Source organism: Secundilactobacillus yichangensis (genome assembly GCF_016861565.1).
Taxonomy (GTDB): Bacteria; Bacillota; Bacilli; order Lactobacillales; family Lactobacillaceae; genus Secundilactobacillus; species Secundilactobacillus yichangensis.
The window spans coordinates 157,934-176,485 of sequence record NZ_BOLK01000004.1; the positions used below are offsets into that span (position 1 = coordinate 157,934).

18 protein-coding genes and 2 tRNA genes are annotated in these 18,552 nt (G+C 43.3%); 16 read left to right on the forward strand and 4 right to left on the reverse strand.

Annotated elements, in window-relative coordinates; genetic code table 11:
- The first annotated feature begins 214 nt into the window (after positions 1-214).
- From JUE95_RS05245 to JUE95_RS05260, 4 genes are all read left to right on the forward strand, one after another.
- On the forward strand, positions 215-958 hold the full coding sequence (locus JUE95_RS05245; RefSeq protein WP_203649715.1) for a winged helix-turn-helix domain-containing protein: 744 nt from the start codon (positions 215-217) through the stop codon (positions 956-958).
- The gene (locus JUE95_RS05250; protein WP_203649717.1) at positions 955-2,418 is read left to right on the forward strand and encodes an ATP-binding protein; all 1,464 of its coding nucleotides are present in this window, start codon (positions 955-957) and stop codon (positions 2,416-2,418) included. Before JUE95_RS05245 ends, JUE95_RS05250 begins: the two co-directional genes overlap by 4 nt.
- Positions 2,419-2,567: 149 nt before the next feature.
- A complete protein-coding gene (locus JUE95_RS05255) occupies positions 2,568-3,419 on the forward strand; it encodes a GRP family sugar transporter (RefSeq protein ID WP_203649718.1) in 852 nt (283 codons plus the stop codon).
- Between the two features lie 83 nt (positions 3,420-3,502).
- Positions 3,503-4,849 carry a glucose-6-phosphate isomerase gene (locus JUE95_RS05260; protein WP_203649719.1) on the forward strand — a complete coding sequence of 449 codons (1,347 nt, stop codon included), beginning with the start codon at positions 3,503-3,505 and terminating at the stop codon, positions 4,847-4,849.
- A gap of 386 nt (positions 4,850-5,235) precedes the next feature.
- Here JUE95_RS05260 and JUE95_RS05265 read toward each other — a convergent pair.
- Positions 5,236-5,308, reverse strand: a tRNA-Gln gene (locus tag JUE95_RS05265).
- Between the two features lie 191 nt (positions 5,309-5,499).
- On the opposite strand from JUE95_RS05265, the gene JUE95_RS05270 reads away from it, so the two are divergent.
- From JUE95_RS05270 to JUE95_RS05280, 3 genes are all read left to right on the forward strand, one after another.
- Positions 5,500-5,572, forward strand: a tRNA-Glu gene (locus tag JUE95_RS05270).
- Between the two features lie 192 nt (positions 5,573-5,764).
- Positions 5,765-6,277 (forward strand): CvpA family protein, encoded by a 513-nt coding sequence (locus JUE95_RS05275; RefSeq protein WP_203649720.1) that lies wholly within the window; start codon positions 5,765-5,767, stop codon positions 6,275-6,277.
- A gap of 33 nt (positions 6,278-6,310) precedes the next feature.
- Complete coding sequence (locus JUE95_RS05280; RefSeq protein ID WP_203649721.1) at positions 6,311-6,517, forward strand: hypothetical protein; 207 nt, start codon at positions 6,311-6,313, stop codon at positions 6,515-6,517.
- Positions 6,518-6,585: 68 nt separating this feature from the next.
- Here JUE95_RS05280 and JUE95_RS05285 read toward each other — a convergent pair whose 3' ends face one another.
- Positions 6,586-6,915 carry a hypothetical protein gene (locus JUE95_RS05285; RefSeq protein WP_203649722.1) on the reverse strand — a complete coding sequence of 110 codons (330 nt, stop codon included), beginning with the start codon at positions 6,913-6,915 and terminating at the stop codon, positions 6,586-6,588.
- Positions 6,916-7,117: 202 nt separating this feature from the next.
- On the opposite strand from JUE95_RS05285, the gene JUE95_RS05290 reads away from it, so the two are divergent.
- Together JUE95_RS05290 and JUE95_RS05295 are read left to right on the forward strand one after the other, a co-directional pair.
- Positions 7,118-8,155 (forward strand): branched-chain amino acid aminotransferase, encoded by a 1,038-nt coding sequence (locus tag JUE95_RS05290; protein WP_203649723.1) that lies wholly within the window; start codon positions 7,118-7,120, stop codon positions 8,153-8,155.
- A gap of 106 nt (positions 8,156-8,261) precedes the next feature.
- The gene (locus tag JUE95_RS05295; RefSeq protein ID WP_203649725.1) at positions 8,262-9,287 is read left to right on the forward strand and encodes a serine hydrolase domain-containing protein; all 1,026 of its coding nucleotides are present in this window, start codon (positions 8,262-8,264) and stop codon (positions 9,285-9,287) included.
- A gap of 71 nt (positions 9,288-9,358) precedes the next feature.
- On the opposite strand, the gene JUE95_RS05300 is transcribed toward JUE95_RS05295, so the two are convergent.
- On the reverse strand, positions 9,359-10,063 hold the full coding sequence (locus JUE95_RS05300) for a type 1 glutamine amidotransferase (protein WP_203649727.1): 705 nt from the start codon (positions 10,061-10,063) through the stop codon (positions 9,359-9,361).
- Complete coding sequence (locus JUE95_RS05305) at positions 10,060-11,409, reverse strand: Mur ligase family protein (protein ID WP_203649729.1); 1,350 nt, start codon at positions 11,407-11,409, stop codon at positions 10,060-10,062. Before JUE95_RS05305 ends, JUE95_RS05300 begins: the two co-directional genes overlap by 4 nt.
- A 229-nt stretch (positions 11,410-11,638) precedes the next feature.
- Between JUE95_RS05305 and JUE95_RS05310 the strand changes: the two genes are divergently transcribed.
- The 7 genes from JUE95_RS05310 to atpB all read left to right on the forward strand — a co-directional run bounded on the left by JUE95_RS05310 (position 11,639) and on the right by atpB (position 18,481).
- Complete coding sequence (locus JUE95_RS05310; protein WP_203649731.1) at positions 11,639-12,226, forward strand: thymidine kinase; 588 nt, start codon at positions 11,639-11,641, stop codon at positions 12,224-12,226.
- A gap of 10 nt (positions 12,227-12,236) precedes the next feature.
- Positions 12,237-13,316, forward strand: a complete 1,080-nt coding sequence (gene prfA, locus JUE95_RS05315) for a peptide chain release factor 1 (RefSeq protein WP_203649733.1) — start codon at positions 12,237-12,239, stop codon at positions 13,314-13,316.
- Positions 13,309-14,151 carry a peptide chain release factor N(5)-glutamine methyltransferase gene (prmC, locus tag JUE95_RS05320; protein WP_203649735.1) on the forward strand — a complete coding sequence of 281 codons (843 nt, stop codon included), beginning with the start codon at positions 13,309-13,311 and terminating at the stop codon, positions 14,149-14,151. Before prfA ends, prmC begins: the two co-directional genes overlap by 8 nt.
- Before the next feature lie 36 nt (positions 14,152-14,187).
- Entirely contained in the window at positions 14,188-15,204 is a 1,017-nt protein-coding gene (locus JUE95_RS05325) for an L-threonylcarbamoyladenylate synthase (protein ID WP_203649737.1), read from the forward strand.
- A 170-nt stretch (positions 15,205-15,374) separates the two neighbouring features.
- Positions 15,375-16,634 (forward strand): serine hydroxymethyltransferase, encoded by a 1,260-nt coding sequence (gene glyA, locus JUE95_RS05330; RefSeq protein ID WP_268920904.1) that lies wholly within the window; start codon positions 15,375-15,377, stop codon positions 16,632-16,634.
- A gap of 232 nt (positions 16,635-16,866) precedes the next feature.
- Positions 16,867-17,496, forward strand: coding sequence for a uracil phosphoribosyltransferase (upp, locus tag JUE95_RS05335; protein WP_203649740.1), 630 nt, complete (start codon positions 16,867-16,869; stop codon positions 17,494-17,496).
- Positions 17,497-17,761: 265 nt separating this feature from the next.
- Complete coding sequence (gene atpB, locus JUE95_RS05340) at positions 17,762-18,481, forward strand: F0F1 ATP synthase subunit A (RefSeq protein WP_203649741.1); 720 nt, start codon at positions 17,762-17,764, stop codon at positions 18,479-18,481.
- The last annotated feature ends 71 nt before the right edge of the window (positions 18,482-18,552 follow it).

Sequence of the window (18,552 nt, forward strand, 5' to 3'; positions counted from 1 at the left end):
TTACGTTGATTGTAGCACATTCTGATATTCGATTTGTGATGAATAGCACACTTCGAGTATAATAGAAACGGTTATAATGAATTCACAGAAGGCTGCACTTTAGTGTACTGAAATCCGCGTAATTTAATTTATTTTGATATGAGAACGGTTACTTAAAATAACATGAGACATCGGCCCCCGGGTTGAGAGGGTACTTATTGACGGAGGATCCGAAATGAAAATATTAATGATTGAAGATAATAAATCTGTATCTGAAATGATGCAAATGTTTTTTAAAAAAGAAGGCTGGGACGCTCACTTCGCCTACGATGGCGAACAAGCAGTTCAGATGTTTAACGCGAGTCCGGATGATTGGGATATGATCACGCTGGATCTTAACCTGCCTAAGATGGATGGCATGCAGGTCAGTGCGGAGATTCGTAAGACATCACCAACCGTGCCCATTATTATGCTGACAGCTCGTGATTCAGAAAGTGATCAGGTGCTGGGTTTAGAAATGGGTGCCGATGATTACGTCACCAAACCTTTTAGCCCAATTACCTTGATTGCTAGGATTAAAGCGTTAGACCGGCGTGCCAAGATTGCGGGTACAATGACGGAGCATGAGTCCGTAGTATCTTCAGCGGTTAAGGAAGAAGAAAAATTTGATATTGATACAGGCAAGTTCCAATTAAATAGCAAAACGCGGGAAGCTTATCTGAACGGTAAGCAGATCAATGATCTGACGCCTAAAGAGTTTGATTTGCTGCGTACACTGGCGCAAAAACCGCGGCAGGTGTTTTCTCGAGAACAGTTATTACAGCTGGTTTGGGATTACGAATACTACGGTGATGAACGAACTGTCGATGCCCACATTAAAAAGTTGCGTCAAAAGATTGAAAAAGTCGGTCCGCAAATCATTCAAACGGTTTGGGGGGTTGGCTATAAGTTCGATGACACAGGGGCTGATGAATCATGAAACTGGTCTACCAGCAATTACTCGCCTTGTTATCGATGGTTGCCATTGTGTTAGTTCTGCTGGGATTATCTTTCAGCAGTATGACGAAAGAATACGTCTACCAAAACACTTGGACAAGTCTGGAAAAGTACGCTAACAGTCTGGTAGAACAATCTGTTCGGGTTTCTTCAAGTGATCCGCAGCACGTCAGTTTTGATTCAGATTCATTGGTGAATAGTGAGGTGCTGTTGCGGAATCAGTCGGTGAACTTTACGATTTACAACCGGGATAATACCGCAATTTTCCCAGATAACGTTTATATTTCTAAAATTAACCGAACTGACTGGCAAAAATTGCAGCGGGGTAAGATCGTCCAAAAGGTTACGGATCAACAAACTCATACAAGCGGCGGGCAAGTTGAGCCGGCAATGACGGATATTTTAAAACCCTACTTTTATACTGATCACAACGATCAAAAACATTTGGTAGCCGTGGTTAAAGTAGGGGCCTATGTTTCTAACATTAATTCCAACATTGCTAAAATTAATTCTAATCTAACGAAAGCATTATTGGTTGCCAGTTTGGCGGCCATGCTTTTGGCGTTCTTCATTGCCCGTTACTTAACTTCTAGAATTGAACGGCTTCGCAGAGCCACCAGGCAAATTGCTAATGGTAATTACGACGTTCAGGTACCAAGTAAAAACCGCGATGAAGTTGATGATTTAGCCAATGATTTCAACAACATGGCCCGTTCGCTGCAGGAATCTAAAAAAGAAATTCAGCGGCAGGAACAGCGGCGTAAGGAATTTATGGCGGACGCGGCTCATGAGATGCGGACTCCGCTCACCACTATCAATGGTCTGCTGGAAGGCTTGGCCTACGATGCGATTCCCGAAGAGAGTAAGGCAGAAAGCATTGATCTAATGAGGAATGAAACTAAACGATTGATTCGCTTAGTGAACGAAAACTTAGATTACGAGAAAATTCGTAATAACCAAATTAGTTTGAATAAGCAGCAGTTTAATGCTATCGATACGCTGAACCGCTTAGCTGAACAGCTTGCTCAAAAGGCAGCGGCGAAGAACGACAAGATCAGCATTCAAGGTGGAGCCGATATCGAAGTATACGCGGACTACGAACGGTTTGTTCAGATTATGTTCAACATTACCCAAAACGCCATTCAGTTCACTGAGAATGGTCAAATTGTGATTTTAGCCCAGCGCGGGTATCAGGAATCCATCTTTAAAATCTCCGATACTGGTATTGGCATGACTAAAAAACAATTAGCCAATATTTGGGAACGGTTTTACAAGGCAGATCCATCTCGAACCAACACCAAATACGGTGAATCAGGTCTGGGGTTGGCGATCGTACACCAATTAGTGCTGTTGCATAACGGTAAAATTGAAGTTAAAAGTAAACCGGATCAGGGGACAACCTTTACCATTATTTTCCCTGATAAAAGGGCTGAACAAAAATAAGCTGCTATTAGAAAATGATTAAGAATAAAGGATTTTGAAGATAATCCTTTTTTTTTTGGCAAAAATCTAGTAAACTAAGTAAGATGAAAAGAAAGTAAAGCGCTTTCATAAACGCTTTACGGTATGAAAGAGAGAACGGAGTGAATTTCATGGCAATACTTTTAGCTTTAATCCCCGCGGTTTGTTGGGGGAGCATTGGATTAATTAGTGGGAAGCTGGGCGGTACTTCATACCAGCAAACCCTTGGAATGACGATTGGTGCCCTTCTTTTTGGGATTTTTAGCGTTTTTTATTTCCACCCCCATTTGGATAGTTTTGTTTGGATGATTGGAATTGCTTCTGGCTTATTCTGGGCATTAGGGCAATTTCAACAATTTCAGTCAATGAAAGCCATTGGAATTTCGGTTACGGTTCCCGTTTCAACTGGAGCCCAGTTAGTTTGTACGACTTTAGCAGGGGTTCTCTTATTCCACGAATGGACAACCACTAAAATGTTAGTTTTGGGTACTATCGCCATGGTTGTTTTGATTATTGGTATTGTTTTCACATCCTTACGGGATCGGGCCAACGTTTCTAGAACAGACATTAACACTGGTGCGGGTATTCGAGCCATCATTTTCTCTACTATCGGTTATACGCTGTATACTGTGATCGTTAACTCTTCTGGGGTTAACTCTAAGGCTGTTTTCCTGCCTCAATCAGTCGGGATGGTTATTGGTGCACTTTTGTTTGCCGCACGTAGCCAACCATTCGGTAAACCAATGTTTAAAAATATTGGAACCGGTTTAGTTTGGGGTATTGGTAATTTCTTCATGTTTATGTCGATTCCAGCGGTTGGTCTTGCAATCAGTTATTCGCTGGCACAAAGCGGTATTATCATTTCGACTTTCGGCAGTATTTTACTGTTGGGCGAGAAGAAGACTGGCCGTGAAATGCTTTATATCACCATTGGTTCTGTTTTAGTGATTGTTGGTAGTGTGATCCTCGGAATATTAAAATAATTAAATTATGGTATAGTCCATTTATTTTTTCCTCTGAATCGTTTATAATAGGGTTATCAAAAATAAAAGTGAGGTACAGTTAGATGGCACATATTTCTTTTGATGCTTCAAAGCTTGATAAGTTTGTTCACGATAATGAACTTGGTGAAATGCAGGCGTTAGTGAACGCAGCAGACGAAGAGCTAAGAACGGGTTCTGGCGCCGGCAGTGACTTCCGCGATTGGTTGACATTGCCTAAGGATTACGACAAAGAAGAGTTTGCCCGGATCAAGGCAGCGGCCAAGAAGATTCAGTCTGATTCAAAGGTCTTAGTTGTAATCGGAATTGGCGGTTCATACTTGGGTGCCAAGATGGCCACTGATTTTCTTCATGAAACGTTCTATAACTACCTGCCGGATGCACAACGTGATAATCCGCAAATCTTATTTGCAGGTAACTCGCTTAGTCCATCGTACGTTAATGACCTTATTAAACTGATTGGCGATCGTGATTTCTCAGTTAACGTGATCTCCAAATCAGGAACTACAACTGAACCTTCAATTGCCTTTCGTGTCTTCAAGAAGTTGTTAATCAACAAGTATGGTGAAGATGGTGCCAAATCCCGGATCTACGCGACAACTGATCAAAAACGCGGTGCACTTAAGAAAGAAGCCGATGCTGCGGGTTACGAAACCTTTGTTATTCCAGATGGTGTCGGTGGCCGTTACTCAGTTCTGAGTGCCGTAGGTTTGCTGCCAATTGCAGCTTCTGGCGCTGATATTGACCAGTTGATGACTGGTGCCGCAGATGCTATGGATGCTTACACGAATCCAGATTTGACCAAGAACGAAGCATATCAATACGCTGCATATCGAAACATCTTGTATCGTAAAGGATTCACTACTGAACTCTTGGAAAACTACGAGCCTAACATGCAGTACTTTGCTGAATGGTGGAAGCAACTTATGGGTGAATCAGAAGGAAAGAACGAGAAGGGAATTTATCCCTCATCAGCAAACTTTTCTACTGACTTGCATTCATTAGGCCAATACATTCAAGAAGGACTTCGCAACTTGATGGAAACCGTTGTCTTCATTGACAAGCCAAATCAAGATGTTGATATTCCTAAGGAAGACGATAATCTTGATGGTTTGAAGTACCTTGAGGGCGAAACCATGCACTTTGCTAACACCAAAGCCTTCCAAGGCGTTACGTTAGCTCATACTGATGGTAACGTGCCTAATATGAGTATTCACATTCCTGATCAATCTGAATACACGTTAGGTTACCTCATTTACTTCTTCGAAGTAGCGGTTGCTATTTCAGGTTACTTGAACGGGATCAACCCATTCAACCAACCTGGTGTAGAGGCTTACAAGACTAATATGTTCGCATTGCTTGGTAAACCAGGCTATGAAGAACTTGGCGAAAAGCTTAACAAACGTCTATAAGATGACTGAATAAGCTGTGACAAAACTCGGTTAGATTCCAGAACTTAACGTGAATAATGCCTATTCCGCGGTTTTTGCGGAATAGGCATTATTTGCGTTAAATGGCCGGAATCTGAGTTTTGGAACGTAATTTAGGCTATATAATCGGATAAAACCAAAGTACAATTACAACTAATTTGAATTAAGAATTGATTGAAAATACTTACCAATATAAACATATGCACAGTCCTTTTTATGTCAGAATCGTGTGTCTAATAACGATTAGTATTTATACATTTAAAGGGTCTCAGATTATAGTGGCAGGGGAAATCAACCCTAGTTAAGGATAAGACAAAAAATCCGTAACCACCGATTCTCGTTAACCGGCAGTTACGGATAAAATAAGATTGGGTATACTGGGCTCGAACCAGTAACTTACGGATTCAGAGTCCGCTGCCTTACCAATTTGGCGAATACCCAATAACTATCTGACAAGATAATAGTTTAGCGGTTTTTGAAATTATTGTCAACCAAAAATGGGTAAGTTATGAAGAAAATGCATGATTAATAATCCACAACGAATATTCTATCAGATACATTGACTTTTACGCTAAAATCGTGTAAATTATTATATTGTGTTAAGACATTTAAATAGGTGTCATTCATAACCTTGCCCGCTGGTCAAATTGGTTAAGACGTCGCCCTCTCAAGGCGGAGTTACGGGTTCGATCCCCGTGCGGGTGATAACGCAACAGTATAGGTTACTCAAGAAGCCACAGAACGCTGATTCAACAGTGTTTTGGGCTTCTTTATTTTCATCGGGATATTCTATTAGCGGATTGTTTAATTTTTTATGTTTTTATTGAACATGCCGACAATTCTTTTCGAAATTTTGCTAGAGTGGTTTCAATAGATTTTTTATAAATGGAGGATATCATGGTTTTTACTTGGGGCATTATTATCATTTTAGCGCTTGGAGTGATTTCGGGTTATCAAAGGGGATTTGTATCCGTTGTGATGTCACTGCTGGCTTATATTGTGGCCTGGCTCATTGCAACCATCTTCAGTCAGACTCTGGCTGAATTCCTATTTCACGCCTTTACTTCCTCCAGTTCAGTGGCAGTGCCAATTCCCAGAATGTTATCTGGGGTGGTGTTCTTAGTGTTATTCAGTATTTCTTATTCAGTAGTTCGGCGAATTGGTCGAGATCTTAATTTAATTACGCGGTTACCAGTCATTCACTCTGTGAACGCGCTGGTCGGTGCAGCAATTAATTTTATCGTCCGCTATTTGTTGCTCTTTTTAGTTTTAAACAATCTGCTGCTGTTTCCTAATCAGTGGATTCAAACTCAGTACCAAGCCTCACCAGTTGCTCAAAATATCGTTAAGAACACCCCGGTAATGTCCAAGCAGTTACTGCAATCCTGGCAGCAGCATCACGGTGATTAAGATCTGAATGATTCAAGAAGGGAAGTGGGTTAAATGATTTCAATGATCGTGTTAGGACTCATCATTTTCTTTGGACTGCGAATCTTTCTGGGTCTTTTCGGTTGGTTCTTTAAGATCCTAGGCCTCCTGCTTGTTGGCGGTTTGATTTTGGCCTTCGCGTCATCCTTTATTGGTATTTTTGCGATTGTGGTAATGGTGCTGTTTGGCAGCTGGATATTCAATGCGTTCTCAAATAGTTAACCTGGAGAATAATAAAACCCCGAGATGAGCATGATTGTTCATCTCGGGGTTTTCTATAGCCAATTAGATCATTCAAAGGAGAGATCTAACAGGTATAAGTTTTGATGTTTTAAGTGGCTGGTAGTGACCCAAACCTCACTATAATCAGGTTTTGATTGTTTTGTTAGCTCATAGAAATGGTTTAGAAGGTCGCCATTCTCACCTACAAACGAATCGGCTAATAAATTAACACTCAGTCGGTCACTTGGAAAATAAATTTCAGGATTAGAGACCTTCACGCTGTCGGGAATGCCAACTGTGACGGAGTTAGCGTACTGCCGCGGCTTGAAGACTACCCGGTCCGGATGCCTTTGAACGAAGGTGAGTACGTTGTAAATAGAATCAGAATTACTTGCCAAGGAATTAACCTCTTTTCCCTTTAACTGCATTTGCTTGTACTGTCATTGTAGCAGATGGTGTGAGCTTGCCGCAAGATTTAGGTAGGCGTCTGAGTAACGGATGTGTGCTTGACAGCCCCACAGATTCAGCATACAATTTATTAAAAATCAATGAGCTTAGCTTATGATTTTCTAATAATACATTTGGCAAGGAGTGGTTCAATTGACAAAAGCACCAGCACCTTCTGAAATTGATTGGCAAAACTTAGGTTTTAACTATATGGATCTCCCATATCGATTCTTAGCTCATTACAAAGACGGCAAATGGGACGATGGCGGACTCACTGAAGATTCTACGTTACATATTAATGAAGGTTCAACGGCGTTACATTATGGTCAGGCAGATTTTGAAGGTTTAAAGGCTTATCGTACTAAAAATGGCGATATTCAATTATTTCGGCCAGATCGTAATGCTGCCCGGATGCATAAGAGCTGTGAGCGGCTTTTGATGCCGCCATTTCCGGAGGACAAGTTTGTCGCGGCTGTTAAGTCAGTTGTGAAAGCAAACGCTGATTATGTACCACCATATGGCACTGGCGGCACGCTATATTTACGTCCGCTCATGATTGGTGTTGGCGAAAATATTGGTGTTCATCCCGCACCAGAATATTTGTTCACGGTTTTTGCAATGCCGGTGGGTGCCTACTATAAGGGTGGCGTTAAACCAACAAACTTCACGACCTCTTACTACGATCGGGCAGCCCCTCACGGTACTGGTCAGAGTAAGGTTGGCGGTAACTACGGCGGTAGTTTGCTTCCCGGTGACGAAGCTCATAAGGCTGGCTTCTCCGATGTCATTTATCTGGATCCAGCTACCCACACAAAGATTGAAGAAGCTGGTTCAGCTAACTTCTTTGGTATTACCAAGAATAATGAATTTGTAACGCCTAAATCAGATTCAATTTTGCCAAGTATTACCAAATATTCCTTACTGTACTTAGCGGAGCATAACTTGGGAATGAAAGCGGTGGAAGGCGAAGTGTTTATTGATGACCTTGACCGCTTTACTGAAGCTGGTGCCATGGGTACAGCGGCGGTAATTGCGCCAATTGGCGGCATTGAATATAAGAATCAGCTCCACGTCTTTTATAGTGAAACTGAGGTTGGTCCAGTGACTCAAAAGCTGTACGATACTTTAACGGGAATTCAATTTGGTGACGTTGAAGCGCCAGAAGGGTGGATTCAAAAAGTCGACCTTTAATTTTTAATAGATTTAGTAAAGATAAGGCCAGTAACTTCCTAAATGATGGGGCAGTTGCTGGCCTTATGTTATTCTAGAGAAAAACGGGTAAGGGGTCTTGAAGCAAATGTATGAGAAAACGGTTGAAGCAATAAAGCAGCTTGTTAACGACTGGACAGTTCCTGGTGTCAGCTATGCTTTTATTGATGGTCAGCGGGTCAAAACGGGGCTGTACGGAGCTGAAGCTTTGGTTCCAGGCTATGAACCATTAAAGCCTGACCAGCTCTATGATGTGGCATCTTTGACGAAGGTAGTGGGTACTGTAAACGTCATTATGCAGCTGCTCTCTGCGGGTAAGCTTTCACTGACGGATACTGTTCACCAGTTTCTGCCAGTGTGGCAAGATACTCGAGTCACGATCAGACATCTACTGACCCATACTTCAGGAATCACCGGCTATATTCCGCATCGTGATAAGCTGACTGCCAGTGAGTTGCACCAAGCGTTATTAGGCTTGCACGTGGGTGAGGACTTCGAACAGAGAATGGTTTATTCAGACGTTAATTTTATTTTTCTAGGCTGGATAGCTGAAGCCATTTTGGGTGAGTCCATTCAAACGTTGATTACTCAAATGGTCTTACGGCCGTTAGAAATGAATGACAGCACCTTTCAGCCGGCTGATCCAACGCGTTGCGTGCCGACGGAGGTTTCAGCAACGCGCGGGCCGATTCGTGGCGTGGTTCATGATCCTAAAGCCTTTGTTTTAAGGGATCACTGTGGATCAGCTGGGCTGTTCAGTACGTTGAATGATCTGGTTAAGTTTGAACAGGCCATGCTATTTAATCGTAAATTGCCAATGACCCAGGTACAAAAGGCCGATTTATTAAATGATCAGACGCCATTGCGTCATCAGTGGCGGTCATTTGGCTGGGCATTGCTGCAAACGTCGTTGCCGACACCGCACCGCTGCATTTGGCATAGTGGCTATACAGGGACAGCTCTAGTGCTGGATCTAACAACCAATCAAGGGATGGTGTTCCTATCTAACCGAGTTCACCCTAAAGCGCCTAACGAGCCGTTTTTAGCTCGCAGGAACGCAATCATTAACACTTACTTAGGCGAAAAGACTAGTGTTGCAATCAAGCAAGATTAAGCCAAACAAAAAGCACCATGATCTAGTCAGTTCAACTGATAAATCATGGTGCTTCTTTAATTTAGTCATGATTAAAAAGTAGCTGCAATCGGTAATGCTTCTTGCTGTGTTAAATCAGCATCCGGATAGCTGCGTTTTAGTGCAGCCACTAACAGCCGCTTAGCGAGGTTGCCATTTCTGGTCAAAATTGGGCCGTGAAAGTAGGAGCAGAAAACGTTTTTGTAAATGGCGCCTTCAGTACCATCTTCACCGTTATTACCCTTGCCTTCGATCACGTTACCCAATGGGCGTTCGTTCTTGCCGAGAAAAGTGCGGCCCTGATGATTTTCAAAACCGTGGTAGGTTTCACCGGTTTCTTCGTTTTTGATCACGATATCGCCAATGAAACGGTGATTGTCCTGCGATAAGGTGTAATGATCAAGAGCGCCAATACCGGGGATCTTATCGCCCTTGGCATCCACGTAGTAGTGGCCTAACAGTTGAAAACCGCCGCAAATGGCCAGCACTGGACCGCCATCTTCAATGAAATCGGTAAGTGCCTGCTTTTTGGTTTGGATATCCTTTGAAACAATGACTTGTTCAAAGTCTTGACCGCCACCGAAAAAGGCCATGTCGTATTTATCAGCGTCGAAGTCTTGGTCAAGGCTCACGACTTCCACGTTTAATTTAACGTCCATCTGTTTTGCATAGTAGTTTAACGCTAGGATATTACCAACGTCACCGTAAGTATTCATCAGGTCGCCGTAAAGGTGAGCCACGTTTAATTCGTAGGTCATGCTCCCATACCCTCCTTGATATAGCCCTGATCGGCTAATAATTTCCGTAATTGTAACACAGCCGTGTAGGTTGCCAAAACATAAACGTGCTCGGTTGGTAAAGTCTTAATCTTTTCCACGACATCTTTCAGTTCCGGTACAACTGCGTGTTTGTCATCGGGGACGCCGGCCACTTTTAGGCGGAAGGTGATGTCCTTGTAGCGCTCACCACCGGTAATATAAGCGGGAATGTTCAAACTGGGCAGCTTTTCAAAGTTACCGTCCCAGATCCAGCTGGTATCGATGCCGTCCGCGTAGTTGGCATTCAGCAGACCCACGAACGAAAAGGGCTTTTTATCCGTTGCAATCATATCCAGGACTTGGTTAAGACCAACCGGATTTTTGACCAAGATCAAGGTCACTTGCTTGCCATCTAAATTGATGACTTCCTGACGGCCGAAGACTTTTTTATCTTCGCTAAACGCTTTATCGATCTGTTCTGGTGTCACGCCTAAGAAGCGGCCCACCGCGTAAGCAGCTAAAGCATTATAAATGTTGTATAACCCGCCAATTTCAATTTTCATCGAGTGACCGTCAACTTCGAATTGTGAACTGGTTGGTGTCAGGTCGGTAACTTCGGTGACAGTGTATTTAAGTTCTGGCCGTGAGTAACCGCAGTTCGGGCAGAAGTACTTGCCCAAGTTACTGTAGGTCAAATATCTGTAGTGCAGAATATGCTGACAGTTCGGGCACAATACGCCATCAGTATTCGGCTTTGCCTTAATGTCGTTTTCTTCTGCCTGCTTAAAGCCGTAATAAATGATCGGGTTGGGCAGGTTCTTTGAGTGGAAAATGGGGGCGTCACCGTTGGCAATAATGGTTGCTTCAGGTGCTAAAGCAACGCCATCGATGATTTTTTGGTAGGTGGTGTAAATTTCACCGTAACGGTCCATTTGGTCCCGGAAGATATTTGTGAAGACAAACGCCTTAGGCTTGATATATTTAGTTACCTTGATCACGTTAGCTTCGTCCACTTCCAGTACGGCGATTGGCCGAGCGCCCTTAACTTTGGGAGCACGAAGAAAAGTGGTGACGATTCCCTGTTCCATGTTTGATCCGGTGGGGTTGGTTAAGATGTTAGTGTATTTTTGTTTTAAGACCCGCACGGTTAAGGCAGTGGTCAAAGTCTTACCATTGGTACCGGTAATGACAATGACATCGTAGTTTTGACCCAGGTGTTTGAGAATCTCCGGATCAATTTTAGTTGTAATTTTGCCTGGCAGTGAACTGCCGCCCTTTAAAAACGTATGCAGAAACCAGTATGAGGATCTGCCCGCAAAGGCAGCTACGGTACTTCGTAAGGTCATTGTTTTCGCTCCTTGTCCCGCGTTACTCGGCTGAGTGACAGCGGGAACTATTATTTTCGATTTCACTAAGCATTTATTTTACCATGTTTCAACTAAATAAGCGGTGAACCAGCGCTGATTTAATCAAAAAAACGATTTCACCACTGAATATCGTTCGGCAAAGGGTGAATTTTAGTCCTAAATCCGCTATAATAGATGAGAAATTTGCGAAGAGTGGAGACTGAGACTATTGGCACAGTTATTTTTTAAGTACGGGGCAATGAACAGTGGTAAAACCATTGAGATTTTAAAGGTAGCACACAACTACGAGGAACAAAATAAACCGGTTATTATTATGACCAGTGGCAAAGATAGTCGCGATGGTGTCGGCATCGTTTCAAGCCGGATTGGTTTGAAGCGCGAAGCAATACCCGTTTTTCATGATGATGATATCTTTAAGATGGTTGAGAAGATCAACCCCAAAGCTAATTGTGTATTGATCGATGAAGCTCAATTTTTGACCAAGGCTCACGTGTTTGAGCTGGCTAAGATCGTGGATGAATTAAAAATTCCCGTGATGGCCTTTGGGTTAAAAAACGATTTCCGAAACGAGCTGTTTGAAGGGTCAAAATACCTGTTACTGTACGCGGACAAGCTTGAAGAAATGAAAACGATTTGCTGGTTTTGCGCTAAAAAAGCCACGATGAACCTCCGTTTTCACGATAATAAACCGGTTTACGAGGGTGAACAGATTCAAATCGGCGGTAACGAGTCATATTACCCCGTCTGCAGAAAACACTACTATAATCCACCAATGGATATATTAGGCGAAGAATAGGAGAGTTAACATGGACGAAATGTTCGATAGATTACAAACGCTGGTCGATCGTTATGATGAACTTAACGAATTAATCAGTGATCCGGAAATAATCGCCGATACCCGGCGATTTATGGAATTATCTAAGGAAGAAGCTGACCTTAGAGAAACGGTGGAAGCTTACCGGAAGTACCAAAAAGTCACCAGCCAGATCGACGAAGATAATGAGATGCTTCGCGAAAAGCTTGACGATGACATGAGCAGTATGGTTAAAGACGAGTTAAAAGACTTAGAAACGCAAAAAGAAAAACTGGAAGATCAGATTCGAATTTTGCTGCTCCCGAAGGATCCTAACGATGATAAAAACATCGTGATGGAGATCCACGGGGCTGCTGGCGGTGATGAAGCTAGTTTGTTTGCGGCCGACCTTTTTGATATGTATTCCCGTTACGCTGAAAAGCAGGGCTGGAAGGTTGAAGTTGTCGACAAAAACGAAACTGAAGTTGGCGGCTTTAAGGAAATCGTTATGCTGATCAGCGGTGACAAAGTTTATTCTAAGCTGAAATACGAGAGCGGTGCCCACCGGGTTCAACGGGTGCCAGTTACTGAATCTGCAGGTCGTCTGCACACTTCTACGGCGACTGTTGGGGTCATGCCTGAAGCGGAAGACGTTGATATTGATATTGATCCAAAGGATATTCGAACCGATGTTTACCGTTCTTCTGGGGCTGGTGGTCAGCATATCAACAAAACCAGTTCTGCTGTTCGGATGACCCACTTGCCAACCGGTATCGTGGTTGCCATGCAGGATGAACGTTCACAGCAGCAAAACCGTGCTAAGGCCATGAAAATTTTACGTGCCCGGGTTTATAACTACTACCACGAGCAAGAAGAAAGTGCCTACGATGAAAAGCGGAAGTCAGCTGTTGGGACGGGGGATCGTTCGGAACGGATTCGAACTTATAACTATCCTCAAAACCGGGTTACCGATCACCGAATCGGTCTGACCCTGAACAAGCTGGATAAAATTATGAATGGTGATTTGGATGATATCATTGATGCTTTGATTTTGTATGATCAAACGCAAAAGATGGAGCAGCTTAATGGCTAATCGTACTTACTATGAAGCCCTCAAATGGGCTTCTTTGTTTGTTCAAAAAGAACAGTTAGACGAATCGGCAGCCTCTTATCTACTGCAGGCACTGAGTCATTTAGACCAGACGCACCTGTTAATTAATTACCGAAAGCCGATTCCCGCTGCGTTGGATCAACGCTATATCGAGGCAATCAACCAGTATGTAGCTGGCACCCCGCCCCAGTATATTATTGGGACGGCACCGTTTTACGGTGAACAGTTCGTGGTGAACAAAAACGTGCTGATTCCCCGGCAGGAAACCGAAGAACTGGTAGAGTGGATTTTAACCGCCAACCCGCAGTTGACATTGTCAGTTTTGGATGTTGGTACGGGCAGCGGTGCCATTGGCGTTACGCTGAAGAAGCAGCGTCCTAACTGGCAGGTCACACTTTCTGATTTATCTGGTGCGGCACTGAAAGTAGCTCAGGAGAACGCTAACCGGCTGAATGCTTCTGTCGTCACGGTTCAAGGAGACTTGCTGACGCCGGTTGCTGGTTCTCAGTTTGACTTAATTGTCAGTAATCCGCCCTATATTTCACATGGAGAAGAAGCTGAAATGGATGCTGATGTATTAGCTTCCGAACCGAAAATAGCACTGTTTGCGGATCACGATGGTCTAGCTATCTATGAACGTTTAGCTGATCAGCTTAAACAGGGCGTGGTGAAAACTAAGCAGGTGTTTCTTGAAATTGGTTTTCAGCAAGGATCAACCGTCAAACGGATTTTCAAGACACGCTTTCCCAGTGCTTCAGTGACTGTCCGTCAGGATATGGCCGGCCATGATCGGATGGTTCGGATCACGTTTAATTAGAGCTATCATTCTTTAACAAGAATAGGAGTAATATGTATGGAAACTAAAATTTTTAAACCAGATGAAGTTGAAGCAGCAGCACAATTGCTTAAACAAGGTGAGCTGGTTGCCTTTCCAACCGAAACGGTTTATGGCTTAGGAGCGGACGCAACAAACGAACAGGCTGCCAGCAACGTTTACAAAGCTAAGGGCCGTCCTAGTGACAACCCTCTGATCGTCACCGTTTCTTCAATCAAAATGGTGGAACATTACGCTCAGCCGTTATCGGATCAAGTAAAACAGCTGATGGCTAAGTTCTGGCCGGGTTCACTGACCATTGTTTTGCCGCTTAAGCCGGGTACTTTGTCGAAAACGGTTACTGGTGGGCTTGATACCGCTGCTTTTCGGATGCCTAAGAATCAGGTCACATTGAAACTGATTGCCACCGCAGGGATCCCCATTGTTGGCCCCTCAGCTAACACGTCTGGGAAACCTAGTCCAACGTTAGCCAAGCACGTTTACCATGACTTAAACGGCAAGATTGCGGGTATTGTAGACGACGGACCAACTCAGGTCGGGGTAGAGTCCACGATCATCGATATGTCTACCGGCACACCAACTATTTTGCGTCCAGGGGCCGTGACAGTCGCTGAATTAGAGCAGGTTATTGGCGATGTGAAAGCTGACCATCACCACGTTGGCGCCAACGAAACTCCTAAGGCACCAGGGATGAAGTATAAGCATTATGCTCCCAGTGCCCAGGTGGAAATTGTGGACCACCCAGCCGACTTTGACGCGGCCATGGAATGGGCTTCAAAGCAAAATGAAGCAATTGGTGTCATGGCAACTGATGATGTTTTATCTCATTTGTCGGTACCGGAAAACGTCGAAACCTATTCTTTAGGTAAGGACATTCAAAGTGCCACGCACTTGTTATTCGCTGGTCTACGCCATTTCGACTTGGAATCAGAAGTGAAGATTATTTTCACGGAAGGGTTTGACAGTACCGATTTAGGCGCAGCTTACATGAACCGGTTAGACAAGTCGGCCGGTGGCATGCATTTTACGAAATAAATTCAGCTTTTATATGAACAATTAAATAAACGGTTAAGCAATAGTTCGTGTCCTACGGATGAATATTGCTTAACCGTTTATTTTTGTTTGCCTTTTAAGGTCTAGACCCTTTCTTTTTAGTATTAAATTTGTTAAACTAAGGCATACTAAATGCCAAGGAGCTGATTGTGTTGAATTACCAAGAACAAGACCCAAAGTTATGGCAAGCTATTAGTCAGGAACAGGATCGTCAGCAGCATAATATTGAGCTGATTGCATCTGAGAATATTGTGTCTCCAGCAGTTCGTGCAGCCCAGGGTTCGGTGCTAACTAACAAGTACTCAGAAGGTTATCCTTCAAAACGGTACTACGGTGGTAACGAATACATTGACATCGTTGAAAACCTGGCTATCGAACGTGCTAAGCAACTGTTTCATGCTGAATACGCTAACGTTCAACCGCACTCAGGCTCTCAGGCAAATCAAGCAACTTACGCTGCTTTCTTAAAACCTGGCGATACGATTTTAGGGATGGGTTTAGACTCAGGAGGTCATTTGAGCCACGGTGCCAAGGTCAACTTTAGCGGTAAGCTGTACGAAGCATACAGTTATGGGTTGAACCCTGATACTGAGCTACTGGATTACGATATGATTCGTGATTTAGCCTTAAAAGTGAAGCCTAAGATGATCGTTGCCGGTGCTTCTGCTTACAGCCGGGTGATTGACTGGCAGGCCTTCCGTGATATCGCTGATGAAGTTGGCGCTTACCTGATGGTGGATATGGCGCATATTGCTGGATTAGTGGCCGCTGGTTTACATCCTTCGCCAGTCGGTATTGCCGACGTGGTCACCACAACGACCCATAAGACGCTGCGTGGGCCTCGTGGTGGTTTGATCCTGTCACAGGAGAAGTATGCTAAACAAATCAACTCTGCGGTCTTTCCGGGCACTCAAGGCGGTCCTTTGGAACACGTGATTGCAGGTAAAGCAGTAACGTTCCTTGAAGATCTGCAGCCTGAGTTTAAGGATTATGCTGCTCAAATTATTAAAAATGCTCAAGCAATGGCTGAAGTGTTTAATGAAGCTGACAAGGTTCGGGTAGTTTCCGGCGGTACTGATAATCACTTGATGACGTTAGATGTTAGTGGTACTGACTTAAACGGTAAGCAAGTCCAAGAATTGCTGGATAGTGTCATGATTACAACGAATAAAGAGTCAATTCCTAACGAGAAACTCAGTCCGTTTAAGACCTCTGGTGTTCGTTTAGGGACTCCTGCCATCACGACGAGAGGTTTCAAAGAAGACGATGCTAAGCAGGTGGCTGAACTGATCGTTACCGCAATTGATAACCACGATGATGAGGCGGTACTTGAACAGGTTCGTCACGACGTTCGTGCGTTAACGGATGCCCATCCAATTGATAAATACGTGGCTCCGATTAAATTCGACTAAAACAGAATATGATTAAGTGTTAAGAGCAGTTCAATTATTCGGCGTATGCTATCCGATAATCGAGCTGTTTTTTCATATGGAAACACCTTTAAAATAGGCGATCAGAGAAATTTTAGTCATTCTTATAGTTTAAAATGTGATGCAGATTTCTTTACACTCTTTTTACTTTTTTATCTTCACGGGTTCCTTTGCATGGTACAATTGAAAGAAATACCAAAGGAGTGTCAAAAACATGGGCAAGTTTCAGGTTATGGATCACCCATTGATCCAGCATAAACTGACAATTATTCGAGACAAGAATTGTGGGACGAAGGTCTTTCGTGAGGTCGTTGACGAAATCACCATGTTGATGGCGTATGATGTTGCACGGGATATGCCGTTAAAAGATGTTGAAATTGAGACGCCAATTGCCAAAACTACCGTTAAGACGTTAGCCGGCAAAAAAGTCGCTATCGTGCCGATTCTGCGTGCCGGGATTGGAATGGTCGACGGTATTATGAAGTTGATCCCAGCGGCCAAAATTGGCCATATTGGGATGTATCGTGATGAAAAGACGTTGGAACCTCACGAATACTTCGTTAAGCTGCCTGCTGATATTGACCAGCGGCAAATCTTTGTTGTTGATCCGATGCTTGCAACTGGCGGTTCTGCTATCATGGCAATTGATGCCTTGAAGAAGCGGGGTGCCACTAACATTAAGTTTGTCTGCTTGGTTGCTGCTCCGGAAGGTGTCAAAGCCCTTCGTAAGAAGCACCCAGACGTTGATATTTATACGGCTGCCCTAGATGATCATCTGAATAAGGATGGGTACATTGTTCCTGGTTTAGGTGATGCTGGTGACCGGTTATTTGGAACGAAGTAAATTCGCATAAATATGATAACAGTCAATTAATATGAATCTGTCTCGTAAGCGTTAGACCGGTCGATTAATTGGCTTTTTTTATCCGTATATTTTTCCGAATAGCTTTGTATTTTCATATGAACGGTGGTATTATTTTGTTTGTATTTGTAATGAAGATTTTTCATTAAAATACTACGTTCGAAGATTTGAAATTTGACTTGTTGATTAATGAACGAGGTTCTTCAGAACTTCCAACGTTAACTAGTTTGAAAAGAGGTGATACTCTGTGGGAGATCCATCTTCAGTTGCAACCTTTCAATTCGGGGGACTTACGTTTAATGCCGCAAACATCTTTTCGGGGTTAATTGCGTTTGTACTCGTTTTTTTGTTTGTATTTGCGCTTTCTCGGCACATCACAATGAAGCCAGGTAAGGGACAAAACGTCCTGGAATGGTTAATTGATTTTACAAACGGAATTTTGAAGGGTTCTATCCCTGGAAATGAAACGGGCGCTTTCGGCCTTTATGGGTTCACCTTGTTCCTATTCCTGTTCATTTCTAACCAGCTTGGTTTGTTCTTGCAAATTGCTGTTGGTGGGAAGGACTTTGTTAGAAGTCCAACTTCTGATCCAATCGTTACCATGACATTCTCGTTAGCAACCTTAATGATTGCTCAGTTTGCCGGTGTAATGAAGTTTGGTTGGAAGAAACACTTCTCAGGTTACTTGCAACCGTTCGTTTTTTGGTTACCAATTAGTATCTTTGAGGAATTCACGAACTTCTTGACGTTAGGTCTACGTATTTTCGGTGTGATTTTCTCTGGTGAAATGTTGCTGAAGATTATCGGTAACCTTGCCTTCTCGCATGGGATTGCGACGATGATCGTGGCAGTTCCACTGGAATTGGTATGGCAAGGGTTCTCTGCATTCCTTGGTGCCATTCAAGCGTACGTGTTTGTAACACTTTCAGCCGTTTATATCGATAAGAAGCTTGAAATTGAAGAGTAATTTGTCTTCAAATGAAGCTTGAAGTTGAGGAGTAAACGACTTACAATATTCATCTATTATGTCTACATCAT